This window comes from Exiguobacterium sp. AB2 (genome assembly GCF_000696055.1).
GTDB classification, from domain to species: Bacteria; Bacillota; Bacilli; order Exiguobacteriales; family Exiguobacteriaceae; genus Exiguobacterium; species Exiguobacterium alkaliphilum.
This window is the reverse complement of sequence record NZ_JNAA01000108.1, coordinates 103956-123188: the sequence shown is the minus strand read 5'-3', so window position 1 is coordinate 123188 and position 19233 is coordinate 103956. Positions and strand designations below refer to the sequence as shown.

The 19233-nt window shown below is 52.0% G+C and carries 21 protein-coding genes and 1 other annotated feature; of the genes, 2 read left to right on the top strand and 19 right to left on the bottom strand.

What is annotated here, in order from left to right:
* Positions 1–21: 21 nt before the first annotated feature.
* From DI14_RS13305 to infC, 5 genes are all read right to left on the bottom strand, one after another.
* Entirely contained in the window at positions 22–504 is a 483-nt protein-coding gene (locus DI14_RS13305) for a dUTP diphosphatase (protein ID WP_034809356.1), read from the bottom strand.
* Between the two features lie 23 nt (positions 505–527).
* Positions 528–782 carry a hypothetical protein gene (locus DI14_RS13300; protein WP_034809355.1) on the bottom strand — a complete coding sequence of 85 codons (255 nt, stop codon included), beginning with the start codon at positions 780–782 and terminating at the stop codon, positions 528–530.
* 84 nt (positions 783–866) lie between these two features.
* Positions 867–1226 carry a 50S ribosomal protein L20 gene (gene rplT, locus DI14_RS13295; RefSeq protein WP_021065642.1) on the bottom strand — a complete coding sequence of 120 codons (360 nt, stop codon included), beginning with the start codon at positions 1224–1226 and terminating at the stop codon, positions 867–869.
* Positions 1227–1254: 28 nt separating this feature from the next.
* A complete protein-coding gene (rpmI, locus tag DI14_RS13290; RefSeq protein WP_012726697.1) occupies positions 1255–1449 on the bottom strand; it encodes a 50S ribosomal protein L35 in 195 nt (64 codons plus the stop codon).
* 30 nt (positions 1450–1479) lie between these two features.
* Positions 1480–2010: a translation initiation factor IF-3 gene (gene infC / locus DI14_RS13285; protein ID WP_034809354.1), complete on the bottom strand. Its 531-nt coding sequence runs from the start codon at positions 2008–2010 to the stop codon at positions 1480–1482.
* A gap of 39 nt (positions 2011–2049) precedes the next feature.
* Positions 2050–2192 (bottom strand) — a sequence feature (ribosomal protein L20 leader region).
* A gap of 156 nt (positions 2193–2348) precedes the next feature.
* Here infC and DI14_RS13280 point away from each other — a divergent pair.
* Positions 2349–2558 carry a hypothetical protein gene (locus DI14_RS13280; protein WP_034809352.1) on the top strand — a complete coding sequence of 70 codons (210 nt, stop codon included), beginning with the start codon at positions 2349–2351 and terminating at the stop codon, positions 2556–2558.
* Positions 2559–2587: 29 nt separating this feature from the next.
* Here DI14_RS13280 and DI14_RS13275 read toward each other — a convergent pair whose 3' ends face one another.
* The 8 genes from DI14_RS13275 to DI14_RS13240 form a co-directional block, all read right to left on the bottom strand.
* Positions 2588–3454 (bottom strand): DUF1002 domain-containing protein, encoded by an 867-nt coding sequence (locus DI14_RS13275; RefSeq protein ID WP_034809350.1) that lies wholly within the window; start codon positions 3452–3454, stop codon positions 2588–2590.
* A gap of 112 nt (positions 3455–3566) precedes the next feature.
* Entirely contained in the window at positions 3567–5504 is a 1938-nt protein-coding gene (gene thrS, locus DI14_RS13270; protein ID WP_034809348.1) for a threonine--tRNA ligase, read from the bottom strand.
* Between the two features lie 302 nt (positions 5505–5806).
* The gene (gene dnaI, locus DI14_RS13265) at positions 5807–6721 is read right to left on the bottom strand and encodes a primosomal protein DnaI (RefSeq protein ID WP_034809344.1); all 915 of its coding nucleotides are present in this window, start codon (positions 6719–6721) and stop codon (positions 5807–5809) included.
* A 5-nt stretch (positions 6722–6726) separates the two neighbouring features.
* Positions 6727–8079: a DnaD domain protein gene (locus tag DI14_RS13260; protein ID WP_034809340.1), complete on the bottom strand. Its 1353-nt coding sequence runs from the start codon at positions 8077–8079 to the stop codon at positions 6727–6729.
* Positions 8080–8119: 40 nt separating this feature from the next.
* Positions 8120–8587: a transcriptional regulator NrdR gene (gene nrdR / locus DI14_RS13255; RefSeq protein ID WP_024371392.1), complete on the bottom strand. Its 468-nt coding sequence runs from the start codon at positions 8585–8587 to the stop codon at positions 8120–8122.
* A 15-nt stretch (positions 8588–8602) separates the two neighbouring features.
* Entirely contained in the window at positions 8603–8971 is a 369-nt protein-coding gene (locus DI14_RS13250; RefSeq protein ID WP_034809339.1) for a hypothetical protein, read from the bottom strand.
* Between the two features lie 111 nt (positions 8972–9082).
* Positions 9083–9469 carry an adenosylmethionine decarboxylase gene (gene speD / locus DI14_RS13245; protein WP_024371390.1) on the bottom strand — a complete coding sequence of 129 codons (387 nt, stop codon included), beginning with the start codon at positions 9467–9469 and terminating at the stop codon, positions 9083–9085.
* A gap of 230 nt (positions 9470–9699) precedes the next feature.
* Positions 9700–10731 (bottom strand): glyceraldehyde-3-phosphate dehydrogenase, encoded by a 1032-nt coding sequence (locus tag DI14_RS13240; protein ID WP_034809337.1) that lies wholly within the window; start codon positions 10729–10731, stop codon positions 9700–9702.
* A 154-nt stretch (positions 10732–10885) separates the two neighbouring features.
* On the opposite strand from DI14_RS13240, the gene DI14_RS13235 reads away from it, so the two are divergent.
* Positions 10886–11368 (top strand): membrane protein, encoded by a 483-nt coding sequence (locus tag DI14_RS13235; RefSeq protein WP_034809335.1) that lies wholly within the window; start codon positions 10886–10888, stop codon positions 11366–11368.
* Between the two features lie 45 nt (positions 11369–11413).
* Here the strand turns inward: DI14_RS13235 and coaE are convergent, their stop codons facing one another.
* The 6 genes from coaE to mdh form a co-directional block, all read right to left on the bottom strand.
* A complete protein-coding gene (coaE, locus tag DI14_RS13230; protein WP_034809332.1) occupies positions 11414–12019 on the bottom strand; it encodes a dephospho-CoA kinase in 606 nt (201 codons plus the stop codon).
* 12 nt (positions 12020–12031) lie between these two features.
* Positions 12032–12856 (bottom strand): DNA-formamidopyrimidine glycosylase, encoded by an 825-nt coding sequence (gene mutM / locus DI14_RS13225; protein WP_034809330.1) that lies wholly within the window; start codon positions 12854–12856, stop codon positions 12032–12034.
* A gap of 20 nt (positions 12857–12876) precedes the next feature.
* Complete coding sequence (gene polA, locus DI14_RS13220) at positions 12877–15474, bottom strand: DNA polymerase I (RefSeq protein WP_034809328.1); 2598 nt, start codon at positions 15472–15474, stop codon at positions 12877–12879.
* 208 nt (positions 15475–15682) lie between these two features.
* Positions 15683–17410, bottom strand: a complete 1728-nt coding sequence (pnpS, locus tag DI14_RS13215; protein WP_034809326.1) for a two-component system histidine kinase PnpS — start codon at positions 17408–17410, stop codon at positions 15683–15685.
* Complete coding sequence (locus DI14_RS13210; protein WP_034809317.1) at positions 17407–18111, bottom strand: response regulator transcription factor; 705 nt, start codon at positions 18109–18111, stop codon at positions 17407–17409. The genes pnpS and DI14_RS13210 overlap by 4 nt, the downstream gene beginning before the upstream one ends.
* 184 nt (positions 18112–18295) lie before the next feature.
* Positions 18296–19231 carry a malate dehydrogenase gene (gene mdh / locus DI14_RS13205; RefSeq protein WP_034809315.1) on the bottom strand — a complete coding sequence of 312 codons (936 nt, stop codon included), beginning with the start codon at positions 19229–19231 and terminating at the stop codon, positions 18296–18298.
* Positions 19232–19233: the final 2 nt, after the last annotated feature.

Genomic DNA, 19233 nt, shown 5'->3' with positions numbered 1-19233 from the left:
CTAGATCGCTCCCTTGTCCGATTAATAGCCTTGATCTTGTCGCTCATGGTTTTGTTTATTTTTCGAGACATACGCCAACATAATCAATTCTTCATTGAAGCCTAACGTATATCCGAGTTCGAGATATGCCGCCATCAGCGTCTCGTACATCGCTTCCGTTTTCGACAAACCAAAGTTCGTCACTTTTCGGAATACGTCTAAAAAAGCATCAGTCGCATCAAGATACGAGCTACCGGCCGGGAACGACTCCCGTTCGTATCCGAGGGCGAGGCCGAGCGACAGTAAGAAGTGAATGCCGTCGACATACTCCTCTAAGATCACGTCTTGAGGCGACGGGCCTTTCGTCGACCAAAATTTAAAACTACGGGTCTCATTGGCGAGTTCCCCCAGTTCGACGAGCAAAGCGAGTAACCGCTCATCAAATTGGTTCCCGGATAATTGATGTTCTTCTTTGATCCGTTCGTCCAAACGACGTTGCTGATCAAATAATGTTGTCCAGTTCACCGGTTGCTCCTCCTATTCTCCACTTAAAGCAGTACTAAAATCATTAAAGACCAGCCCACTGCTAAAATCAATACTTGTAATTGGACGCTTTTTGGGGCATGAACGGACTTTTTCCGTGTCAAATGAAGCCCGAACAGCGCACCGATCGCGCCGCCCGCATAGGCGTATAGTATGTTGAATTCACCGTTGCCGTGCGTATAGTTTTTCGCTTGGACGTACGTGAAGACGTTCAAGACGATGAGCGCTAACGCGACGATGGCCAGAACCGATTGATCCATGCGTTCCCCTCCTTCTCTTCATCTTAAGAAATTCACGAGAAAAAAGAAAGCGCCGAGATAAGGTCTCGGCGCTTTCGTTTGAACTTAAGCGTTCAATTTTGATTTAGCTGTGTCAGCGAGTGACGCGAACGCTTGTGCATCCGTCACAGCAAGCTCAGCAAGCATCTTACGGTTGATGTCGATCCCTGCAAGCTTGAGACCGTGCATCATACGGCTGTATGAGAGGCCGTTCGTACGTGCTGCCGCATTGATACGTGTGATCCAAAGACGACGGAAATCACGTTTCTTCTGACGACGGTCACGGTATGCGTACATGAGTGACTTCATGACTTGTTGTTTTGCTACTTTAAAGAGAATGTGTTTCGAGCCAAAGTAACCTTTGGCCAATTTGATTTGCTTTTTACGACGTTGACGAGTCGTATATCCGCCTTTTACGCGTGGCATATGGTTTCCCTCCTAAATTCTTTCTGTATTACTTCGCGATCATGTTGCGAATGCGTTTGAAGTCTCCAGCTGATACGATAGCGCCTTTACGGAGCTTACGTTTTGCTTTTGTCGATTTGTTAGCGAACAAGTGACTTGTGTAAGCGTGCGAACGCTTGAGTTTACCTGATGCAGTACGTTTGAAACGTTTTGAAGCACCACGGTGCGATTTCATTTTCGGCATGAGTATTTCCTCCCCACTATGACTCGATGATTAATCTTCTTTCTTCGGAGCCAGCACTAAGAACATGCTGCGTCCTTCCATCTTCGGCTTTTGCTCAACAGTTGCCAAATCGGCACATTCCGCCGCCAATTTCTCCATGACGCGTTTCCCGATTTCAGAGTGCGTGATGGCACGTCCGCGGAAGCGGATTGACGCCTTCACTTTGTTTCCGTTCTCGAGGAACTTACGCGCGTTACGCAACTTCGTCTGGAAATCGTTTTCCTCGATCGTTGGGCTGAGACGCACTTCTTTCATCTGGATGACTTTTTGGTTTTTACGCGCTTCTTTTTCCTTCTTCTGAAGTTCGAAACGGTATTTCCCATAGTCCATAATTTTGGCGACCGGTGGGTTAGCTTTGTCGGCGACCAAGACAAGGTCAAGTTCAGCCTCTTCCGCTAAACGCAATGCCTCATTGCGCGATTGCACACCGAGTTGTGCACCGTCCGCTCCAATTAGGCGAACTTCACGGGCACGAATGTTTTCGTTGATAAAGAGCTCTTTGCTAATGGTTAGCACCTCCATCGTGCGAATGCACGAGTTTTAGATTGATAAGACAACATGGCAATAAAAAAAGCGTCGGCAGTTTCCCGCCCACACATCATTTCGGAGTCAACAGAGACGAATGCTCGGCTGCTTCACGTACATGATGGACCTGACCGAATCTGTTCGGACGAGGTGAGAAGCGGGCGCTTCTGCTTTGTTGTATTTAATCACTATGTCATCTTAACACTAGCAGGAAAAGATGTCAAGAATTCGCGCATGAATAATTGGTAGCTCACACTTTTATGATGATAACAGTCATTCCATCGTTTCGCAATACCTTTTGCGAGGGAATAAAAATAAAAAAGGGAGGGATGGCCATGAATTGGCGTAAAGATGTAGGCAGCGATCACGATTATCATGACCAAGTCGAACGCATCGTCACCGAGACGATGCGACACCATGGGTTAGAAGATGAAAAGTTAAAAGCCGTACTGACCGATTTATTAGAAGAGATGAACCGCATCACCCTTAAGATCGTCGATGACAACAAGAGCGCCCGCGACTACATTTATAAACGCTGGTATTAAAAAAGGGCTCGCGCCCTTTTTTTGTATAGTTAGTTCGTCAACGATTTGAAGAAGTTACTCAGTGCGGCGAACAACCGGGCGAAGAAGCCTTTCACTTCTTCTTGCTCGAGAAACGCTTGAACGTTTTGTCCGGCCCCTTTCAACCCGTCACTGATCGATGCCCAGTCAAGGTTCGCTTGTTGCATGTTTTCAAATAGCCCCGTCAATTGGTTCAACTGCGTGTCTGACAGTTGGACGTTGTTTTGATTGAGCACTTGAATGACGATGTCACGAATTTCGATGTTCGTCTCTGGTTTCTGGTTGGCGATCGCCGCCTTGATGTCGTTCATGAGCCCGGCGACATCCTCTTGTCCGACCGCTTTGCCGATCTCCGACGTGACGGCGAGCTCTTCTTGGGCGAGCGCCTTACGTTCTTCTGTCAGCTCGATGCCCGTCTCACTGGCGGTGACGTCATACGCCTTCATGATGCCTGTGAGAGCGGACGTACCGGTCACGCGAATCGGTGACGTGATGTAAATGTCCGCATCGGTCACGCCGGCCGTGACGAGTGCGTTCGCATACATGTCTTCTGTCACCCATGTGACGTTCTCTGTCTTAATGTTCAATCCGCTGCCTTCCTCCATCAATTTGATGCGGGCTGACGAGTACATGCCACCCCCGCGCTGGGCTTGTGGAACCGCGTCACCTAAATACTTCTCTTCATCGGCCACTGTCGTGATAATCGGATCAATCCCGGCCGGTGCCTCGACACGTTCGAGCACCCACTGCTGCTGGTTCGAGGAAAGCGACTCCCCGAGCGTGACGATTGTATCGTCCACGATGGCTTCTGCGTTTACTTTTGGTATCATGCTCGTCGCGACGACCGAACCAATCGTCAGCGCTACGAATGGTTTCATAAAATTCAAAATGATCACTCCTTTCTTCTACCTTACGTGTTCTCACACCTATTCCGCATCCGTCTTTAGACCGAAAAGAAGACCACCCTTCGTCGAAGGATGGTCTCCTCAGTTAACGTGAACGGTTGGCGATTTCCGCAGTCAATGACGCGATAAATTCGTCAAGTGAAGCCGAAACTTGTTCTTGTTGGCCGTAACGGCGAATGTTGACCGCCCGCTCATCGCGCTCTTTATCGCCGAGCACGAGCGTCATCGGGATTTTCTTCATCTGTGCTTCGCGAATCTTATAGCCGAGCTTCTCGTCACGGAGATCCGTCTCGACGCGGACGCCGCGCTTGACGAGCTCCGCTTTCACTTCCGCGACATAGTCATCGTGGACATGCGAGACCGGAATCAATTTCACTTGAACCGGTGCGAGCCATGTCGGGAATGCGCCTTTATACTCCTCGATCAAGTAAGCGACGAAACGCTCCATCGTCGAGACGACCCCACGGTGAAGGACGATCGGGCGATGGTCTTTCCCGTCCGGTCCTGTGTACGTCAAGTCGAACCGCTCTGGGAGCAAGAAGTCGAGTTGAACCGTCGAGAGCGTCTCTTCTTTGCCGAGCGCCGTCCGGACTTGGACGTCAAGCTTCGGTCCGTAGAACGCCGCTTCGCCTTCGGCCTCGAAATACGGGAGGCCGAGCTCGTCCATCGTCTCTTTCAATTGACGCTGGGCCGTCTCCCAAATCGCATCGTTGTCGAAGTACTTCTCCTTGTCCGCCGGGTCACGGTACGACAAGCGGAAACGATAATCTTTAATCCCGAAGTCAGCGTACACTTCTTGAATCAAGTGGACGATGTCTTTGAACTCTTGCTTCATCTGTTCCGGTGTGACGAACGTGTGCCCGTCATTGAGCACCATGTAACGGACGCGCTGTAAGCCTGTGAGCGCCCCAGACATCTCATAACGGTGCATGCCGCCGAGTTCGGCGATTCGAAGTGGGAGTTCACGGTACGAACGTGGCTCGTGTTTGTAGATTGTCATATGGTGCGGACAGTTCATCGGACGAAGGACGAGTTCTTCGTTGTCCATCTCCATTTTCGGGAACATGTCGTCTTGATAGTGGTCCCAGTGTCCAGACGTCTTATACAAATCGACCGAACCGAGCACCGGCGTATAGACGTGCTGATAACCGAGTTCGAGTTCTTTGTCGACGATATAGCGCTCGACCGTGCGACGAATCGAGGCGCCTTTCGGGAGCCACATCGGCAGACCTTGACCGACTTCTTGCGAGACGAAGAAGAGATCGAGCTCTTTCCCGAGTTTACGATGGTCACGCTCTTTCGCCTCTTCAAGGAGACGCAAGTGTTCCGCGAGCTGTTCTTTCGTCGCCCACGCTGTCCCGTAGATGCGTTGCAGCATTTTGTTGTCGGAATCGCCACGCCAGTAGGCCCCGGCGACGCTCATCAATTTGAACACTTTCAATTTCGATGTCGATGCGACGTGCGGTCCACGGCACAAGTCGAAAAATTCGCCTTGATGATACATCGTGAGCGTCTGGTCGGCCGGGATATCTTCGAGCAATTCGATTTTGAGTGGGTCACCGAGTGCCTGATAGCGGGCGAGCGCCTCGTCACGCGAAACGACTTCACGTGTGATGTCGAGGTTCTCATCGACGATGCGTTTCATCATCTTCTCGATTTCAGGCAAATCCTCTTCGTTGATACGACGGTCCATCTCGATGTCGTAATAGAAGCCGTTCTCGATCGTCGGTCCAATCCCGAGGTAAATCGAGCCTTCATCACCGTAAAGGCGCTTGATTGCTTGCGCCATCAAGTGAGCCGTCGAGTGGCGCATCAAGTCGAGGCCGTCCTCTGAGTCCGGCATGACGAGTTCGATGCGACCGTCTTGTTCGATCGGGCGACGATAATCGATCAATTCCCCGTCAATTTTTGCGGCGAGCGCTTTTTTACGGAGGCCCGGGCTAATCGAACCTGCTACTTCTTCTGCTGTGATGCCGGCTTCGAACTCCTTGACGGCACCGTCTGGAAATGTCAAATGAATCATGTAACTTCCCCTCTCTTTTCATAAAAAATAAAAAAGCCCATCCCTATGAAAGGGACGAGCTTTGATTCTCGTGGTACCACCCTCGTTCCCAAGCAGACGCTTGGCTCGAACACACGATAACGAGTGTGACTCGCCGCACGATTGACCCGTGCGGTGCTCGGAGGGAGTAAAACGTTCGGCGTGTCTAGGAAGCTCTCACCAACCTTCCCTCGCTTTGAAACCCGTGACGACGTCTCATGTCCTCTGTCATTGCATCCATTATATGCTATTAGTATAGTCAACCCGTTCGAGAAATACAATCCTTACCGGCGACGATTTTCACCTTTCAACTCGATTTGTGTCGTCGTCGTCGAGATGCGCTGCATGAGCCGTTGCGCTTTCATCTTATTTTGCGGGGATCCGTCAATCGAGAAATGGGTCTCGAGCTCTTCGCCACTGAAGTTCGAACTGTATAGCGTCGGTAACCGGTGCATCATCCGGTACTGCAAGATGATGCCGAACAGCTCGTCGCGCACCCACGGGCTAATCGCCTCGGCCCCGATGTCATCAATCAACAGCACGGGCACGTGTTGGAACGACGTCAAAAACGAATCGAACGAGTCGGTCCGGATTTTCCGTTTCGCTTCCGAAACGAAGCCAGGGGCGTGGACGAGAATCGTCTCGATGTCGGCCACTTTCAACTCGTTGGCGATGGCCGCGAGCAGATACGTCTTCCCGACGCCGAAGCTGCCGTGCAGATACAGACCGTTCACTTTCTGTCTCGTCTTCATCCCGGAGACGAACCGCATCGCCTCACGGAGTGCGATTTTACGGGCGTCATCCGACCAATCGAACGATTCAAAGCTCGCTTCACGCACTTCTTCCGGCAAGAACAGGCTCTTGAACTTTCGGTCCATCTCTTTTTGCCGACGCGCTTGACGATGTTTGACCGTTTCCTCGTAACGGATGGCGACTTGTCCAAGGTCGACATAGAGGACGGGCTGATGGCCCGGAATGACGGCGTTCGCCTCGATGAGCACCTTTCCGTCCATCTGTTCGGCATACTCGCTCAGTTTCGTGAAGCCGAGCTCGATTGCCGCCTCATCTAGCTCCGGATGCGCCTTTAAGAAGGCGATCACGCCAGGATGGTCGAGGGTACGCCGACGAATCGACTCGTACGCTTCCCGAACTTCTTTCCGATTCATCATCTGGGCGAGCGTCTGATTGATACGTTCCATGTCCCTCATCCTTTCTCTTTCAACTCATTGAGCAACTTGACGAGTTCAGCGTCATCTGGCACCGACGCCTCGAGCTCTTGTTTTCGTTTCTGGTCGTACGAGCGTTGCTCTTTCGCGTCCTCTTCAAGCCACTTCGGCAGTTCCGTCTGCGGCGTCTTGCGGCGTGAGCCGACCGTCGTCCGTTGCACGTTCTCGCGCTTCTGTTGTTTCTTCTCAATCAACGCGTCATGTGTCGCTTCTTGGTCGAGCGCATCTTTCGCATGCACATACCCAGCCGTCTTCCAGCTCGTGGCGATGCGCATCACGTAATTCTCACTGAGCCGCGTCTGCTTCTTCACTTCGATGCAGTAATAGAACAGTGCGTTGATGACGCCTGGGGCGAGTCCGAGCGTATCGACCATCTCGATGATGAGTTGTTCGTCGCTCTTCGATAATTGCGGCGTCTTCCGAAGCGTCGAGACGTATTGATGCGGATGCGCCGTCTCCATCACGTTCGGATCGTCCAAGTCCCTGAGTTCGGTCTTCGTCAACTCGTTCGCCTTCGCTTTTCGATGCCTTGTCTGCTTCTTCTTCAGCTGGAGCACCATCTGGCGACAGCCGTCTCGCTTCTCTTGTTCGCTGAGCGGCAAGTACGCTTCATGGACGAAATATTCTTTCAACATTTCGGCCATCAACTCTTCATCGATTTGAGAGACGTAGGCGAGTTTCGTGATGGTCTCATCCAACTTTTTCGTGAAAAAGCCGACTGGGAAGTTCGTCAACTTTTTGACGATGTCCATATCGAACGTATAGTTGATCTCGATTTTCGCACGGTCCGGTTTCTCATAGTTTTTTTGCGTGAACGCCATATGGTTGACGCCTTTGACGTCGAACACCTCGTTAAAATCTTTCGTCACTTCGACGATGCCGGCCGGAAGCGGGTCGATTGTGAATCGACCTTGCAACTGTTTGAAGCGGACCTCGCCTACCTTATAGAAGAGAAAACTCGACAACAGGCCGTCGTTCAAGAACGTGTGCGGCGCGAGCGGGACCCGCAACTGATACACGTACTGCGTGACGCGCGCGTCTTTCGTCTTATACGTCCGCACGAGTCCAATCGCTTCGAGCCGGAACAGGCTGTCCGTCAGCTCGTTAATCGAATACTCGAGCATTTCACATAAGGCGCTGTGTGACATATAATTCGATTTCATTTTCCCAGGTTTCAGTTCACTCCAAAGCGTCTGATAGAGCGCGAGCGCTTTTACCCCGATGACCGGTTGATACAGATGATAGAGCGATTGATAGGACTCGCGATCGACGAGCCCCGTGCTCATGATGAGCAGTTCATCGGTCCCAAAGATGGTCCGTTCTTTTTCCATAGTGATTCTCCCCTGAAAAAAGGCGACCAGAAGGCCGCCCTTAGTTGGTCGATTTTTCTTGCTTCATTAAATCTTCTAGTTCTTTAAAGAACACGGAAATATCTTTGAATTGGCGATACACCGAGGCGAAGCGGACGTACGCCACTTCGTCGACGCGGGCGAGTTCGTTCATGACGAGTTCGCCGACTTGTTCACTCGGAATCTCGGACTGGCCGAGCGCACGTAACTGTTGTTCGACTTTCGTGACGACACCTTCAAGCTGTTCGAGCGTGACCGGACGTTTCTCACAGGCGCGAATGATCCCGCGAAGCACTTTCTCGCGACTGAACTCTTCTCGATTCCCATCTTTCTTGACGATGATGAGCGGCGTCTGTTCAACCGTCTCGAACGTTGTGAACCGATAGCCGCACTGCTCACACTCGCGGCGACGGCGAATCGAATAAAAATCCTGAACTGGACGGGAGTCGAGCACCCTCGTTCCGTTATGATCACATTTAGGACAACGCATGCTCAAGCCTCCTTATCATTCAACAGTTTTGTTTCCGATGGCTCGGAGCGGGAATTTTTGTTGTAACGCCTCATAATACGTCACCACGATTTGACGAAGGTCTGGACCGAAGCGGCTATCCCGGTTCAACGTGAAGTCGACCGCTGTCCGTCCCCCGTCGACTTGAATGACAGTCGCGAGTGCGTCCCATCCGTCACCTTGAAACGCGAGTTCACCTCGGTCTGCATCGACACGGCGAACCGTCTGCCCTTCTCTCTTGATTGTTTCCTCGAGCCACTTCAAGACGGCGTTCGGAGACGCGGCATAGTAACGGGTGCGCAACGCTTCCTGTTTATGCGAATCATCTGTCTGGATATGTGTTTGAAACTTATCGAATACTCCCATTTTCCACCTCAACAACTCATTTATATACGTTAAGCATATCAAAATTAAGGCGTTAACAAAACAATTAAAAGGGCTGACCGAAAATCGGCCAGCCTCAAAAGGTCAATCTGATTATTTGCTGATTGCCACTTGCGCTTCAGGAACACGGATTGGTCCCATTCCACGATCAAGTTTGACGTCTTCACGCACTTTCGCGTCCAAACCTTCAGCGATATACTGCGACGCTGTAGCCGGATCGATGCGGTCCCCACATGTGAACACATCGACTGATGCGTAGCCATGCTCCGGGAAGCTGTGAATCGTCAAGTGCGATTCTGAGATGATCACGACTCCACTCACACCGTGCGGCGCGAATTTGTGGAAAGCAACTTCACGGACTTCAGCGCCCGAGCGAAGTGCTGCATCGACGAACAAGCGCTCGATGTAGTCGATATCGTTCAATTTGTCGGGATTGCACTCCCAAAGTTCTGTAATAATGTGACGTCCCATAGTATCCATATTAGTGGATCCCCCTTTACATCAATGGTCTCAAAGTAGTTGATGATCACTCACTTTGTGCCTGAATCGCCCACAACCACGGGGGCAAGTTAGTCCAGAGAGGTCCTAACCCTTTAAGTTGCGTTTGTCAGACCAATTGAAGTTCACGATTTAGAGTGTATCGTGTTTGGGACGTCGTTACAAGACATTTGTTTCATTTCTTTAAAAATATTTTTCGTTAAATATATTTTTTAGGCGTGGGTTTCTTGTTGCCCGATTTGAAGGTAGCTCGCGACCATGTCCAACAAGTCGACGACACGGCATGAATAGCCCCATTCGTTGTCATACCACGCGAGTACTTTGACATGGTTCCCTCCAATCACCATCGTCGAATCCGCATCGATGATGGACGAGCGCTCATCGCCATTGAAATCGATTGAGACGAGCAGTTCGGTCGATACACCGAGAATGCCCGTCATCTCCCCATGGGCCGCACGTTCGAACGCTTCGTTCACTTCATCGACCGTCACGTCCCGGCGCAATTCGACGACGAGGTCGACGAGTGAGACGTTCGGGGTCGGCACCCGGAGCGCCATCCCGTTCAACTTGCCTTGAAGCTCTGGCAGTACGAGGCCTATCGCTTTCGCGGCCCCTGTCGAAGTCGGTATAATCGAAGTACCACAAGCACGGGCCCGACGTAAGTCTTTATGCGGGTTGTCGATGTTGTTTTGGTCGTTCGTGTACGCATGCACCGTCGTCACGAGACCGGTCTCGATCCCGAACGTCGAGTCGAGCACTTTGACGACCGGTCCGAGACAGTTCGTCGTACACGAGGCGTTCGAGATGATGTGGTCGTGCTCCGGTGTGTACTCCCGATCATTGACCCCCATCACAATCGTCCGCACGTCGCCTTTACCAGGCGCCGTCAAAATCACTTTCTTCGCTCCGGCCGTCAAATGTTTCGACGCACCGATGTCTGAATTGAACTTCCCAGTCGCTTCAACGACGATTTCAATGTCGAGCTCGCGCCACGGCAACTTCTCCGGGTCTCGCTCGGCCACGAGTTCGATTCGCTTCCCGTCGACGAAAAGCGCATCCCCATGCGCTCGAACCGTCAACCCGAACGGTCCGTGGACCGTGTCATGTTTAATCAAATGCGCCAGCGTCTCGGCTGGATAACTCGCATTGATGGCCACGACCTCATGCCGGCCCTCAAGCATCAATTTCCGGAACACCATTCTCCCGATTCGTCCAAATCCATTGATCGCCACTTTCGTCCCCATTCTAGTTCCCCCTTTTTTCTGCGTTACGACACCATTATAACGGATAATTGGAAGCGTTTTCACTATCAATATTCACATTTCTTTCACTTTTTTACAGTTTGAGTTTTATAAAAGAGGGAAATTCGTTCTAGAGCTTGGAAAGGAGCAATGTTTTATGTTTGGTTGGGGCGACATCGATAAATTCGTCATTTCATTTTTCATCATCTTGCCGATCGTGACATTGATTCATCAATCCGGTCATTTCTTTTTCGCGAAACTGTTCGGTGGATCACTCGACATGGAGATTGGTACGGGGAAAAAATTATTCAAAGTCGGCCGATTGCAGTTCAATCGCGTCTACTTTTATGATGCGTGGTGTCAATTCACCGATTTAAAAGTGAGCAATCGTCTGACGAGGAGCCTCGTCTATGCTGGCGGATCGCTTTTCAACTTGGCGAGCATCTTAATCGTGAACGGATTCATCTTGGCACGGGAAATCGAACCGACCATTTATACGTATCAGTTCGCCTACTTCTCGTTCTACTATATCTTCTTCTCGCTTTACCCGATTTACTATTCCAACGGTCACCCGAGCGACGGTCGCGCCATCTATGACACGTGGCGAAAAGGTAGACCCGAATCCGACCCGCTCAATTAAAAGACGCACCCCTTGAATGAGGATGCGTCTTCACGAAAGAAGGCGTCAGACGCCTTCTTTTTTCGTGTCCCGAAACTGATTGACGAGCCGATCGACTTGGGGCGGCAGTTCACCGAGCGCCCCGTTATTGTTAATCAAGTAGTCCGCTTGATGTTTTTTCTCTTCAATCGGGATTTGGGCATGAATCCGGGCGAGTGCTTCCTCTTTCGTCAAGCCGTTCCGTTCCATGAGCCGCATCAATTGAATCTCTTCCCGGCAATAGACGACGACCGTGTAGTCGACAAGATCGCGCATCGTCCCTTCGAACAAGAGCGGGATGTCGAAGATGACGACCGTCTCGTCCGACTCTGCATATCCTTTCATCTCTTCGACCATCTCTTCCCGGATGGCGGGGTGCATGAGTTGATTGAGGAGTTGACGTTTCGCATCGTCATGAAAAATCTCGCGCCCGAGCGCCGGTCGATTCAATCGATCCCCGTCGAAACACGCCGGGAACGCTTCACGGACTGCGGCGAACGCTTTTCCATTCGGCTCGATGACCTTACGGGCAATTTGATCGGCATCGATAATCGGGATGCCACGTTGTCGGAACAGGCGTGAGACGGTCGACTTCCCGGTCGCGATTCCGCCTGTCAAACCAATCTTCAACATCTTCTCCACCTCTTACTGTTGGCAGTGCGGACAGTAATGCGTACCCCGTCCGCCTAGTTTCATCTTCTCAATCGACCGGCCGCACTTCTGGCACGGGTTGCCGGTCTGTCCGTAGACGTAAAGTGTCTCTTGGAACGTGCCGGTCGCCCCGTCTGGATTCGTGTAGCTCCGAATCGTGCTCCCACCTCGCTCAATCGCCTCGGTCAAGACGGCAATCGCCTCTTGCCGGACCGTCTCGACTTCAGCATATGACAAGCTCGCTGCCGGTCGGGTCGGATGGACACCGGCCCGAAACAGCGTCTCATCGACATAGATGTTACCGAGTCCGACAAAAATGGATTGGTCAAGTAGCGCCGTCTTGATGGCGCGGACGTTCATCCGGCTCAGTCGTCTGTGTAACGCTTCGGCCGTGACTTCCGGATCGAACGGTTCGAGCGCGAGAAGCGACAGCGGGGGTGTGACGAATAGTTCCTCATTCGTCTTCAACTCCATCGTCCCGAACTTTCGGACGTCATTGTAATGGAGCGTCGTCCCGTCCGTGAACGTGAAGATGACATGCGAATGTTTGACCGGACTGACTCTTTCGTCATGCGGGAAGAATTTCCCTTCCATCCGTAAGTGCGAAACGAGATATCCGTTCGTCAATTTGAATAAGATGAACTTTCCACGCCGCTCGACGTCTAGAATCGTCTCACCGAGCAAGTGCTCGACGAACTGATCCGGCTCGTGCCCACGGATGATTTTTGCGTCAAACACGTCTACGGCTTCAATCGTTTTTCCGGAGACGAACGGCCGTAATCGACGACAGACCGTCTCCACTTCAGGTAGTTCAGGCATAACAAGTTCCTTTCTAGTCTTTATTTTGTATCAAACCACGTCTCGCCGAACGAGCCGTCGGCGCGAAGCGGTACATCGAGTTGAATCGTGTGCTCCATCGCCTGTTTGACGAGCTTCTCGAGCGCCTCGGTCTCTTCTTTCGGTCCTTCAAAGATGAGTTCATCGTGCACTTGTAACAATAACTTCGACTGGAGTGTCGAGGTTCGAAGCGCCTGATCGACGTCAATCATCGCTTTCTTGATGATATCAGCCGCTGTCCCTTGAATCGGGGTGTTGATGGCTGTCCGCTCCGCGAACCCACGCAGATTGAAATTGCGTGAATGGATGTCTGGGATGTTGCGACGACGCTTCAGCATCGTCTCGACGTATCCGTGTTCACGTGCCCGTTCAATCGCCTCGTCCATGAATCGTTTCACGCCCGGGAACTGTTCGAAATACGTGTCGATGAACGTTTGCGCTTCTTTTCGACTAATCCCAAGGTTTTGTGACAATCCATAATCACTGATGCCATAGATGATGCCGAAGTTGACCGCCTTCGCTTGGCGGCGCATAAGCGACGTCACATCCTCTTTGGCGACTTTGAAAACGTTCGCTGCCGTCGAGGTATGGATGTCTTCGTCATGCAAGAACGCATCGAGCATCTTTTCGTCTTGGGACATGTGCGACATGATCCGTAACTCGATTTGTGAATAGTCGACCGCGTACAGTACCCAGCCCGGTTCGCTTGCTGTGAACGCCTTACGAATCCGGCGTCCCTCCTCGAGTCGAATCGGGATGTTCTGTAAGTTCGGGTTGACCGAAGAGAGACGCCCGGTTTGCGTCAGCGTCTGCGTGTAACGGGTATGAATCTTCCCGTCTTCCTTCACGACTTTTTGCAACCCTTCGACATAGGTCGATTGGAGTTTTCCGAGCTCTCGGTAATGCATGATGTGTTCGATAATCGGATGGAGCGGTGCCAGCTTCTCGAGCACGTCCGCCGCCGTCGAATAGCCGGTCTTCGTCTTCTTGACCGGCGGGAGCGCCAACTTCTCAAATAAGATGACGCCGAGTTGTTTCGGCGAGTTAATATTGAACGCTTCGCCGGCAAGATGGTGAATCTCTGACTCAAGTTGTTCGATCCGGCCACCTAAATCTTGCTCCATCGCCTGCAACGTCGCCACATCGACGTGAATACCGGCCCATTCCATTTCGGCGAGGACCGAGACGAGCGGACGTTCTAAGTCTTCATAGAGCGACGTCTGTTCGTTCTCGACGAGCGCCGCGGCGACATGGTCGAAGAGCGACAAGATCGCCATCGCTTTCTCGGCGAGATGTTGCTCGAGCACGTCACGTTCCGGGATGTGGCGCTTCGCCCCTTTGCCGTAGACGGCATCGTCTTCCGGTAACGTGTGTTCAAAGTGGGCCGCAATCGAATCGAGCGTCGTCCCGCCTGACAAGTTGAGCAAATAACCGGCCACGAGCAAGTCCTCGTACCCGACAAGCTTGAGCCCGTTTCGTTTCAGCTGGATGATCGTCTGTTTCGCATCGAGACAGATCGTCCTGCGCGCTTCATCCGCCAGCCATTCTTTAACGATATCGGTCTTAAGGAGCGAGGCGTCACCGACCGTCACGCCCGCACTCGAGGCGATGGCGACACCGATCATCGGTTCTTCGAAATAATCTTCACGCAGTTGCTCGAGGAACAACACGGCACGCGACAAGTCCTGGGCGTCGAGCTCGATGTGCGTCACCTCCTGCCTCGGGGCAGGTTCGACTGCATCTTCATCCGTTTGAAGCTTGCCGATTAGCGATTTGAATTGCAGGCTCATGAAAAGTGGTTTCACTTTCGAGACGTCATACGGGTGGAACGCCAGCTGGTCGACGTCGACCTCAATCGGTACGTCCGTATGGATCGTGGCGAGCTGTTTCGACAGCTTCGCTTCATGCTCGTTCGCCTCTACCTTCTCTTTTTGTTTCCCTTTTAGTTCAGCCGTGTGGGCATACAACCCTTCGACCGATCCGTAGGCGTTCAATAGCTTCAGCGCCGTCTTCTCTCCGACACCCGGGATACCAGGAATGTTATCCGACTTATCGCCCATGAGTCCTTTTAAATCGATCATCTGGCGCGGGTTCAGACCGTCATAGCGCTCTTTAAAGGCCGTTTCATCCATCGTCTCGACATCGGTGATGCCCCGCTTCGTCAAGTAGACGGTGACGCGGTCATCAATCAGTTGTAACAAGTCTTTATCCCCCGTCACAATCGTCACGTTTTCGAACTCGTCTCGCTTCGAGAGCGTCCCGATAATGTCGTCAGCCTCATAGTTGTCGAGCTCGAGCACTTGGATGCCAAACGCCTCACAAATCTCGCGGACGATCGGGAACTGTTCACGTAGCTCACCCGGCGTCTTCTCGCGTCCCCCTTTATAGTCCGCATATGTATCGTGGCGGAACGTCTTCTTCGAGGCATCGAACGCGACAGCGAAATGCGTCGGTCGCTCATCTTCCATCAATTTCAATAGCATCATCGTGAACCCGTACACCGCATTCGTGTTCCGGCCCGATGCATCCGTCATCGGAGGCAGCGCGAAAAATGCACGGTACGTCAGAGAATTCCCATCAAGGAGCAGCAATTTATTCATTCTAGTAACCTCCATTCGCTTCTGACTCCATCATATCATACGGGCACATGCGTTCGAAAAAAAAGACCCTTTTCTAGTGACTAGAAAAGGGTCTCCTTCGCGCCCGTGTGGAGATGAGCACCGGACACGACACGAGATGATGAAGAGGTCTCGTCTATAGAATAGCAAGTCTTTGTTAAGACGGTATGAACAGAACGTGAACTCCTTGTTAAGGCAAGGGGAATTCAATCGTGAACGTCGTCCCTTCCCCTTCCACGCTATCGACTTGAATCGTCGCATGATGGAGGTCGACGATGTGCTTGACGATAGCGAGTCCGAGTCCCGTCCCACCGGAGTTCCGACTCCGCGCCTTATCGACGCGATAGAACCGCTCAAAGATGCGGCTTATCTCTTTCTCGGCGATACCAATGCCATTGTCTTTGACAATCAACCTTCCTATCGCGTCATTTCGTTCGACAGCGATTTCGACCCGGCTGCCTTCCGGTGAATAGTTGATCGCGTTCGCGACGAGGTTTAAAATCACCTGCTTGATTCGGTTCATGTCGGCTTGGAGCATCACTTCCCCGTCGTGCCGCGTCTCGAGTTGAATCGATTTCCGCTCAGCCTTCTGGCTCAAGACGAGAGTCACTTCCTCGACGAGCTGATTTAATTCCACGGGTACGAACTCCAAATGGAAATCTTCTCGTTCGAGTCGGGACAACTCCAACAAGTCCTCGACGAGCATCTGCATCCGGGTTGCTTCTTTTTGAATGATATCGAGGAACTGGTCTCGCAGCTCCGGCACTTCTTTCGCCCCATCTAGAAGGGTTTCACTGAACCCGCGAATGGAAGTGAGTGGCGTCTTCAACTCGTGGCTGACGTTGGCGACAAAGTCTTTTCGCATCTTCTCAAGACGCTTCAATTCACTAATGTCGTTGAACAGTAACGTCGTGCCGCGGAGCATCCCCGTGTCGCTGAAAATCGGCGCTGCCGACACCATATACGTGCGCTGGTTGAAGCCGGTCCGAATCGACAGTTGACGTCGATGGGGCTCTTCTGTCAAGTAGACGTCTTCAATTAACGTCTCAACGTCCGGGCTCGGCAAAATACCGTGATAAAATTGGCCAATCATCAACTCATCGTATTGGAACATATCTCGATACGACCGGTTCACGAGCGTGACGATTCCACGCTCGTCGACGAGGAGAAGTCCGGCCCCCATATATTCAATCAGTGATTCGAGCCGTGCCCGCTGGACCGCCTCTCCGAGTGAAATCGTCTCGAGATTCCGGGCGAGGACGTTAATCGACCCGGCCAAACTTCCCGTCTCGGCGTCGTTTCGCAACTCATAGACGCGCGCACGGTAATTCCCATCCGCGAGTTCGCGCAACACAATCGTCGCCTCGTCAATCGGCCGGATAAACTGGTTCGTCAAATTATGGAGCACGAATAGAATGATGAAAAAGGAGAAGAACAAGGCGAACGCAATCGTTAGCCAAATCCGATTATAGACACTCTCTAAGTCTGAGACGTATCGGATGAAGCTGAGGTACATCGTCTCCCCCGATGATAAGGCGATCGGTTTCGTAAATTGAATCAAATCATCGCGAGTCGCGTTGTCGAACTCGCCGTCAGCCGAGATTGTATCGGGGTCGATCCGATATTCGAATGACCCGACGCGGAACGGCGTGCCGGCAATGACGCGCATATTTCGATTGAGCAACAGAATGTCGAAGCTGCTCTCATCATCGATTTGACCGACGTATTCTTGAATTTCATCTAGTTCGCCCCCATCAAGATACAGGGCAGCGAGTGTCGTGTCTTCCTTCAGTCGATCGCGCTCTGAGTCCAAATAGAAATCTTTGAACAGTTGACCGAGCACGATCCCGAGCGTCAGCAATACACCCGTGACGAGCAAGATGAGCGTCGTTAAAAAGCGCGAGCGGTACGTCTTCATTCGGCCATCGGCTCTTCCATTTTATAGCCGAGACCTCGAATCGTTTTGATATAGGACGGCTTTTTCGTCACCGATTCAATCTTTTCACGTAAATGACTAATATGAACGTCGACAATCCGCGTGTCCCCGACGAAATCATAATTCCAAATCGCAGACAAGAGTTGATCTCGCGTCAAGACACGCCCTTTGTTCTTCGCCAAATAAGCGAGGAGTTCGAACTCTTTCGGGGTCAGTTCGAGACGTTCCCCTTTTTTGAACACCTCGTAATTCGATGTGACGATCTTCACGTCACCAATCTCGATGACATCCTCATCGACCGCGGCGACCTCGGCCGGGGCCGAACGTCGAAGAATCGCTTTCACGCGGGCGACGACTTCTCGTGGGCTGAACGGTTTCGTCAAATAATCGTCCGCCCCGAGCTCGAGACCGAGCACTTTATCGAATTCATCGTCTTTTGCTGTCAGCATCAAGATTGGAGTATTTACTTTTTGTTGACGCAGTCGCTTGCATACCTCGAGCCCGTCCATCTCCGGCAACATCAAATCGAGCACGATGAGTACCGCGTCTTGTCTCTCCGCAAGCTCAAGACCGGTCTTCCCGTCATGGGCAGTTTCCACTTCAAATCCTGCTTGTTCCAGATTGAATTTTAACAATGTCGCAATCGACACCTCGTCATCGACAACAATTACTTTATCGGCCACACGTGTTCCTCCTCTAATCTCATCTTCATGTTCCATTTTACAAAGCAATCGCGCTCGACACCAACTTCAAAGCAAATCTTTACAAAAACAAAACAAATCCACGTTCTCTCCCAAGTGTAGCATGGCCGCTCGTGTTTGATCGCAACAAAAAAGTCCTACCCGCAGAGCGGGCAGGACAATGTTGTCATGTAAGGACGTCCAAGACAGATCGAACAGATTCGGCTGAACGCTTGAGCGCAGCCGTCTCGTCTTCTGTCAATTCAAGTTCGAGCACACGTTCAATCCCGTTCGCCCCAAGAATCGTTGGGACACCGAGGTAGAGGTCGCGGAACCCGTATTCGCCCTCTAAATAGGCGATGGCCGGCAAGATTCGACGTTGGTCTTTTAAAATCGCTTCGACCATCTCGACAATCGCGGCAGCCGGCGCATAGTAGGCCGAGCCGTTGCCAAGCAGTTGCACGATCTCGCCGCCTCCTTTACGGGTCCGATTCACAATCGCTTCGATTTGGTCATGCGGTAACAGTTTCTCGAGCGGGATGCCGCCTGCATACGAGTAACGGATGAGCGGGACCATGTCGTCCCCGTGCCCACCGAGTACGAAGCCGAACACGTCTTTCACCGAGACGTTTAGTGCTTCAGCGACAAACGTCCGGAACCGGGCCGTATCGAGGACACCCGATTGTCCGATGACGCGTTCCTTCGGGAAACCCGACTCTTTGAACGCGGCGTACGTCATCGCGTCGACCGGGTTCGTCAAGACGATTAAAATCGCATCCGGTGAGTACCGCGCCACTTCTTTCGTGACCGCTCGTATCACCCGGGCGTTCGTCGAGACAAGGTCGTCTCGACTCATGCCTGGCTTGCGTGCGATTCCCGCTGTGATGACGACGATGTCTGACCCGGCCGTATCTGCATAGTCTGACGACCCTGTGATCCACGCATCAAACCCTTGAATCGGCGCCGCTTCTTGCATGTCGAGCGCTTTGCCTTTCGTCGGGCTCTCGTTCTCTTTAATATCGAGCAGCACGACGTTACCGAGCTCTTTTTGAGCCAAATACAGTGCCGTCGTGGCCCCCGTGAATCCGCTACCGATAACCGAGATCTTATTGCGACGAATCATTG

Excerpts from the sequence above, each read along its gene's own strand:
- DI14_RS13300 (WP_034809355.1), bottom strand. The coding sequence starts at position 782 with ATGGATCAATCGGTTCTGGCCATCGTCGCGTTAGCGCTCATCGTCTTG.
- rplT (WP_021065642.1), bottom strand. The coding sequence starts at position 1,226 with ATGCCACGCGTAAAAGGCGGATATACGACTCGTCAACGTCGTAAAAAG.
- rpmI (WP_012726697.1), bottom strand. The coding sequence starts at position 1,449 with ATGCCGAAAATGAAATCGCACCGTGGTGCTTCAAAACGTTTCAAACGT.
- infC (WP_034809354.1), bottom strand. The coding sequence starts at position 2,010 with ATGGAGGTGCTAACCATTAGCAAAGAGCTCTTTATCAACGAAAACATT.
- DI14_RS13280 (WP_034809352.1), top strand. The coding sequence starts at position 2,349 with ATGAATTGGCGTAAAGATGTAGGCAGCGATCACGATTATCATGACCAA.
- DI14_RS13275 (WP_034809350.1), bottom strand. The coding sequence starts at position 3,454 with ATGAAACCATTCGTAGCGCTGACGATTGGTTCGGTCGTCGCGACGAGC.
- thrS (WP_034809348.1), bottom strand. The coding sequence starts at position 5,504 with ATGATTCATTTGACATTTCCAGACGGTGCCGTCAAGGAGTTCGAAGCC.
- dnaI (WP_034809344.1), bottom strand. The coding sequence starts at position 6,721 with ATGGAACGTATCAATCAGACGCTCGCCCAGATGATGAATCGGAAAGAA.
- DI14_RS13260 (WP_034809340.1), bottom strand. The coding sequence starts at position 8,079 with ATGGAAAAAGAACGGACCATCTTTGGGACCGATGAACTGCTCATCATG.
- nrdR (WP_024371392.1), bottom strand. The coding sequence starts at position 8,587 with ATGCGTTGTCCTAAATGTGATCATAACGGAACGAGGGTGCTCGACTCC.
- DI14_RS13250 (WP_034809339.1), bottom strand. The coding sequence starts at position 8,971 with ATGGGAGTATTCGATAAGTTTCAAACACATATCCAGACAGATGATTCG.
- speD (WP_024371390.1), bottom strand. The coding sequence starts at position 9,469 with ATGGATACTATGGGACGTCACATTATTACAGAACTTTGGGAGTGCAAT.
- DI14_RS13240 (WP_034809337.1), bottom strand. The coding sequence starts at position 10,731 with ATGGGGACGAAAGTGGCGATCAATGGATTTGGACGAATCGGGAGAATG.
- DI14_RS13235 (WP_034809335.1), top strand. The coding sequence starts at position 10,886 with ATGTTTGGTTGGGGCGACATCGATAAATTCGTCATTTCATTTTTCATC.
- coaE (WP_034809332.1), bottom strand. The coding sequence starts at position 12,019 with ATGTTGAAGATTGGTTTGACAGGCGGAATCGCGACCGGGAAGTCGACC.
- mutM (WP_034809330.1), bottom strand. The coding sequence starts at position 12,856 with ATGCCTGAACTACCTGAAGTGGAGACGGTCTGTCGTCGATTACGGCCG.
- polA (WP_034809328.1), bottom strand. The coding sequence starts at position 15,474 with ATGAATAAATTGCTGCTCCTTGATGGGAATTCTCTGACGTACCGTGCA.
- pnpS (WP_034809326.1), bottom strand. The coding sequence starts at position 17,410 with ATGAAGACGTACCGCTCGCGCTTTTTAACGACGCTCATCTTGCTCGTC.
- mdh (WP_034809315.1), bottom strand. The coding sequence starts at position 19,231 with ATGATTCGTCGCAATAAGATCTCGGTTATCGGTAGCGGATTCACGGGG.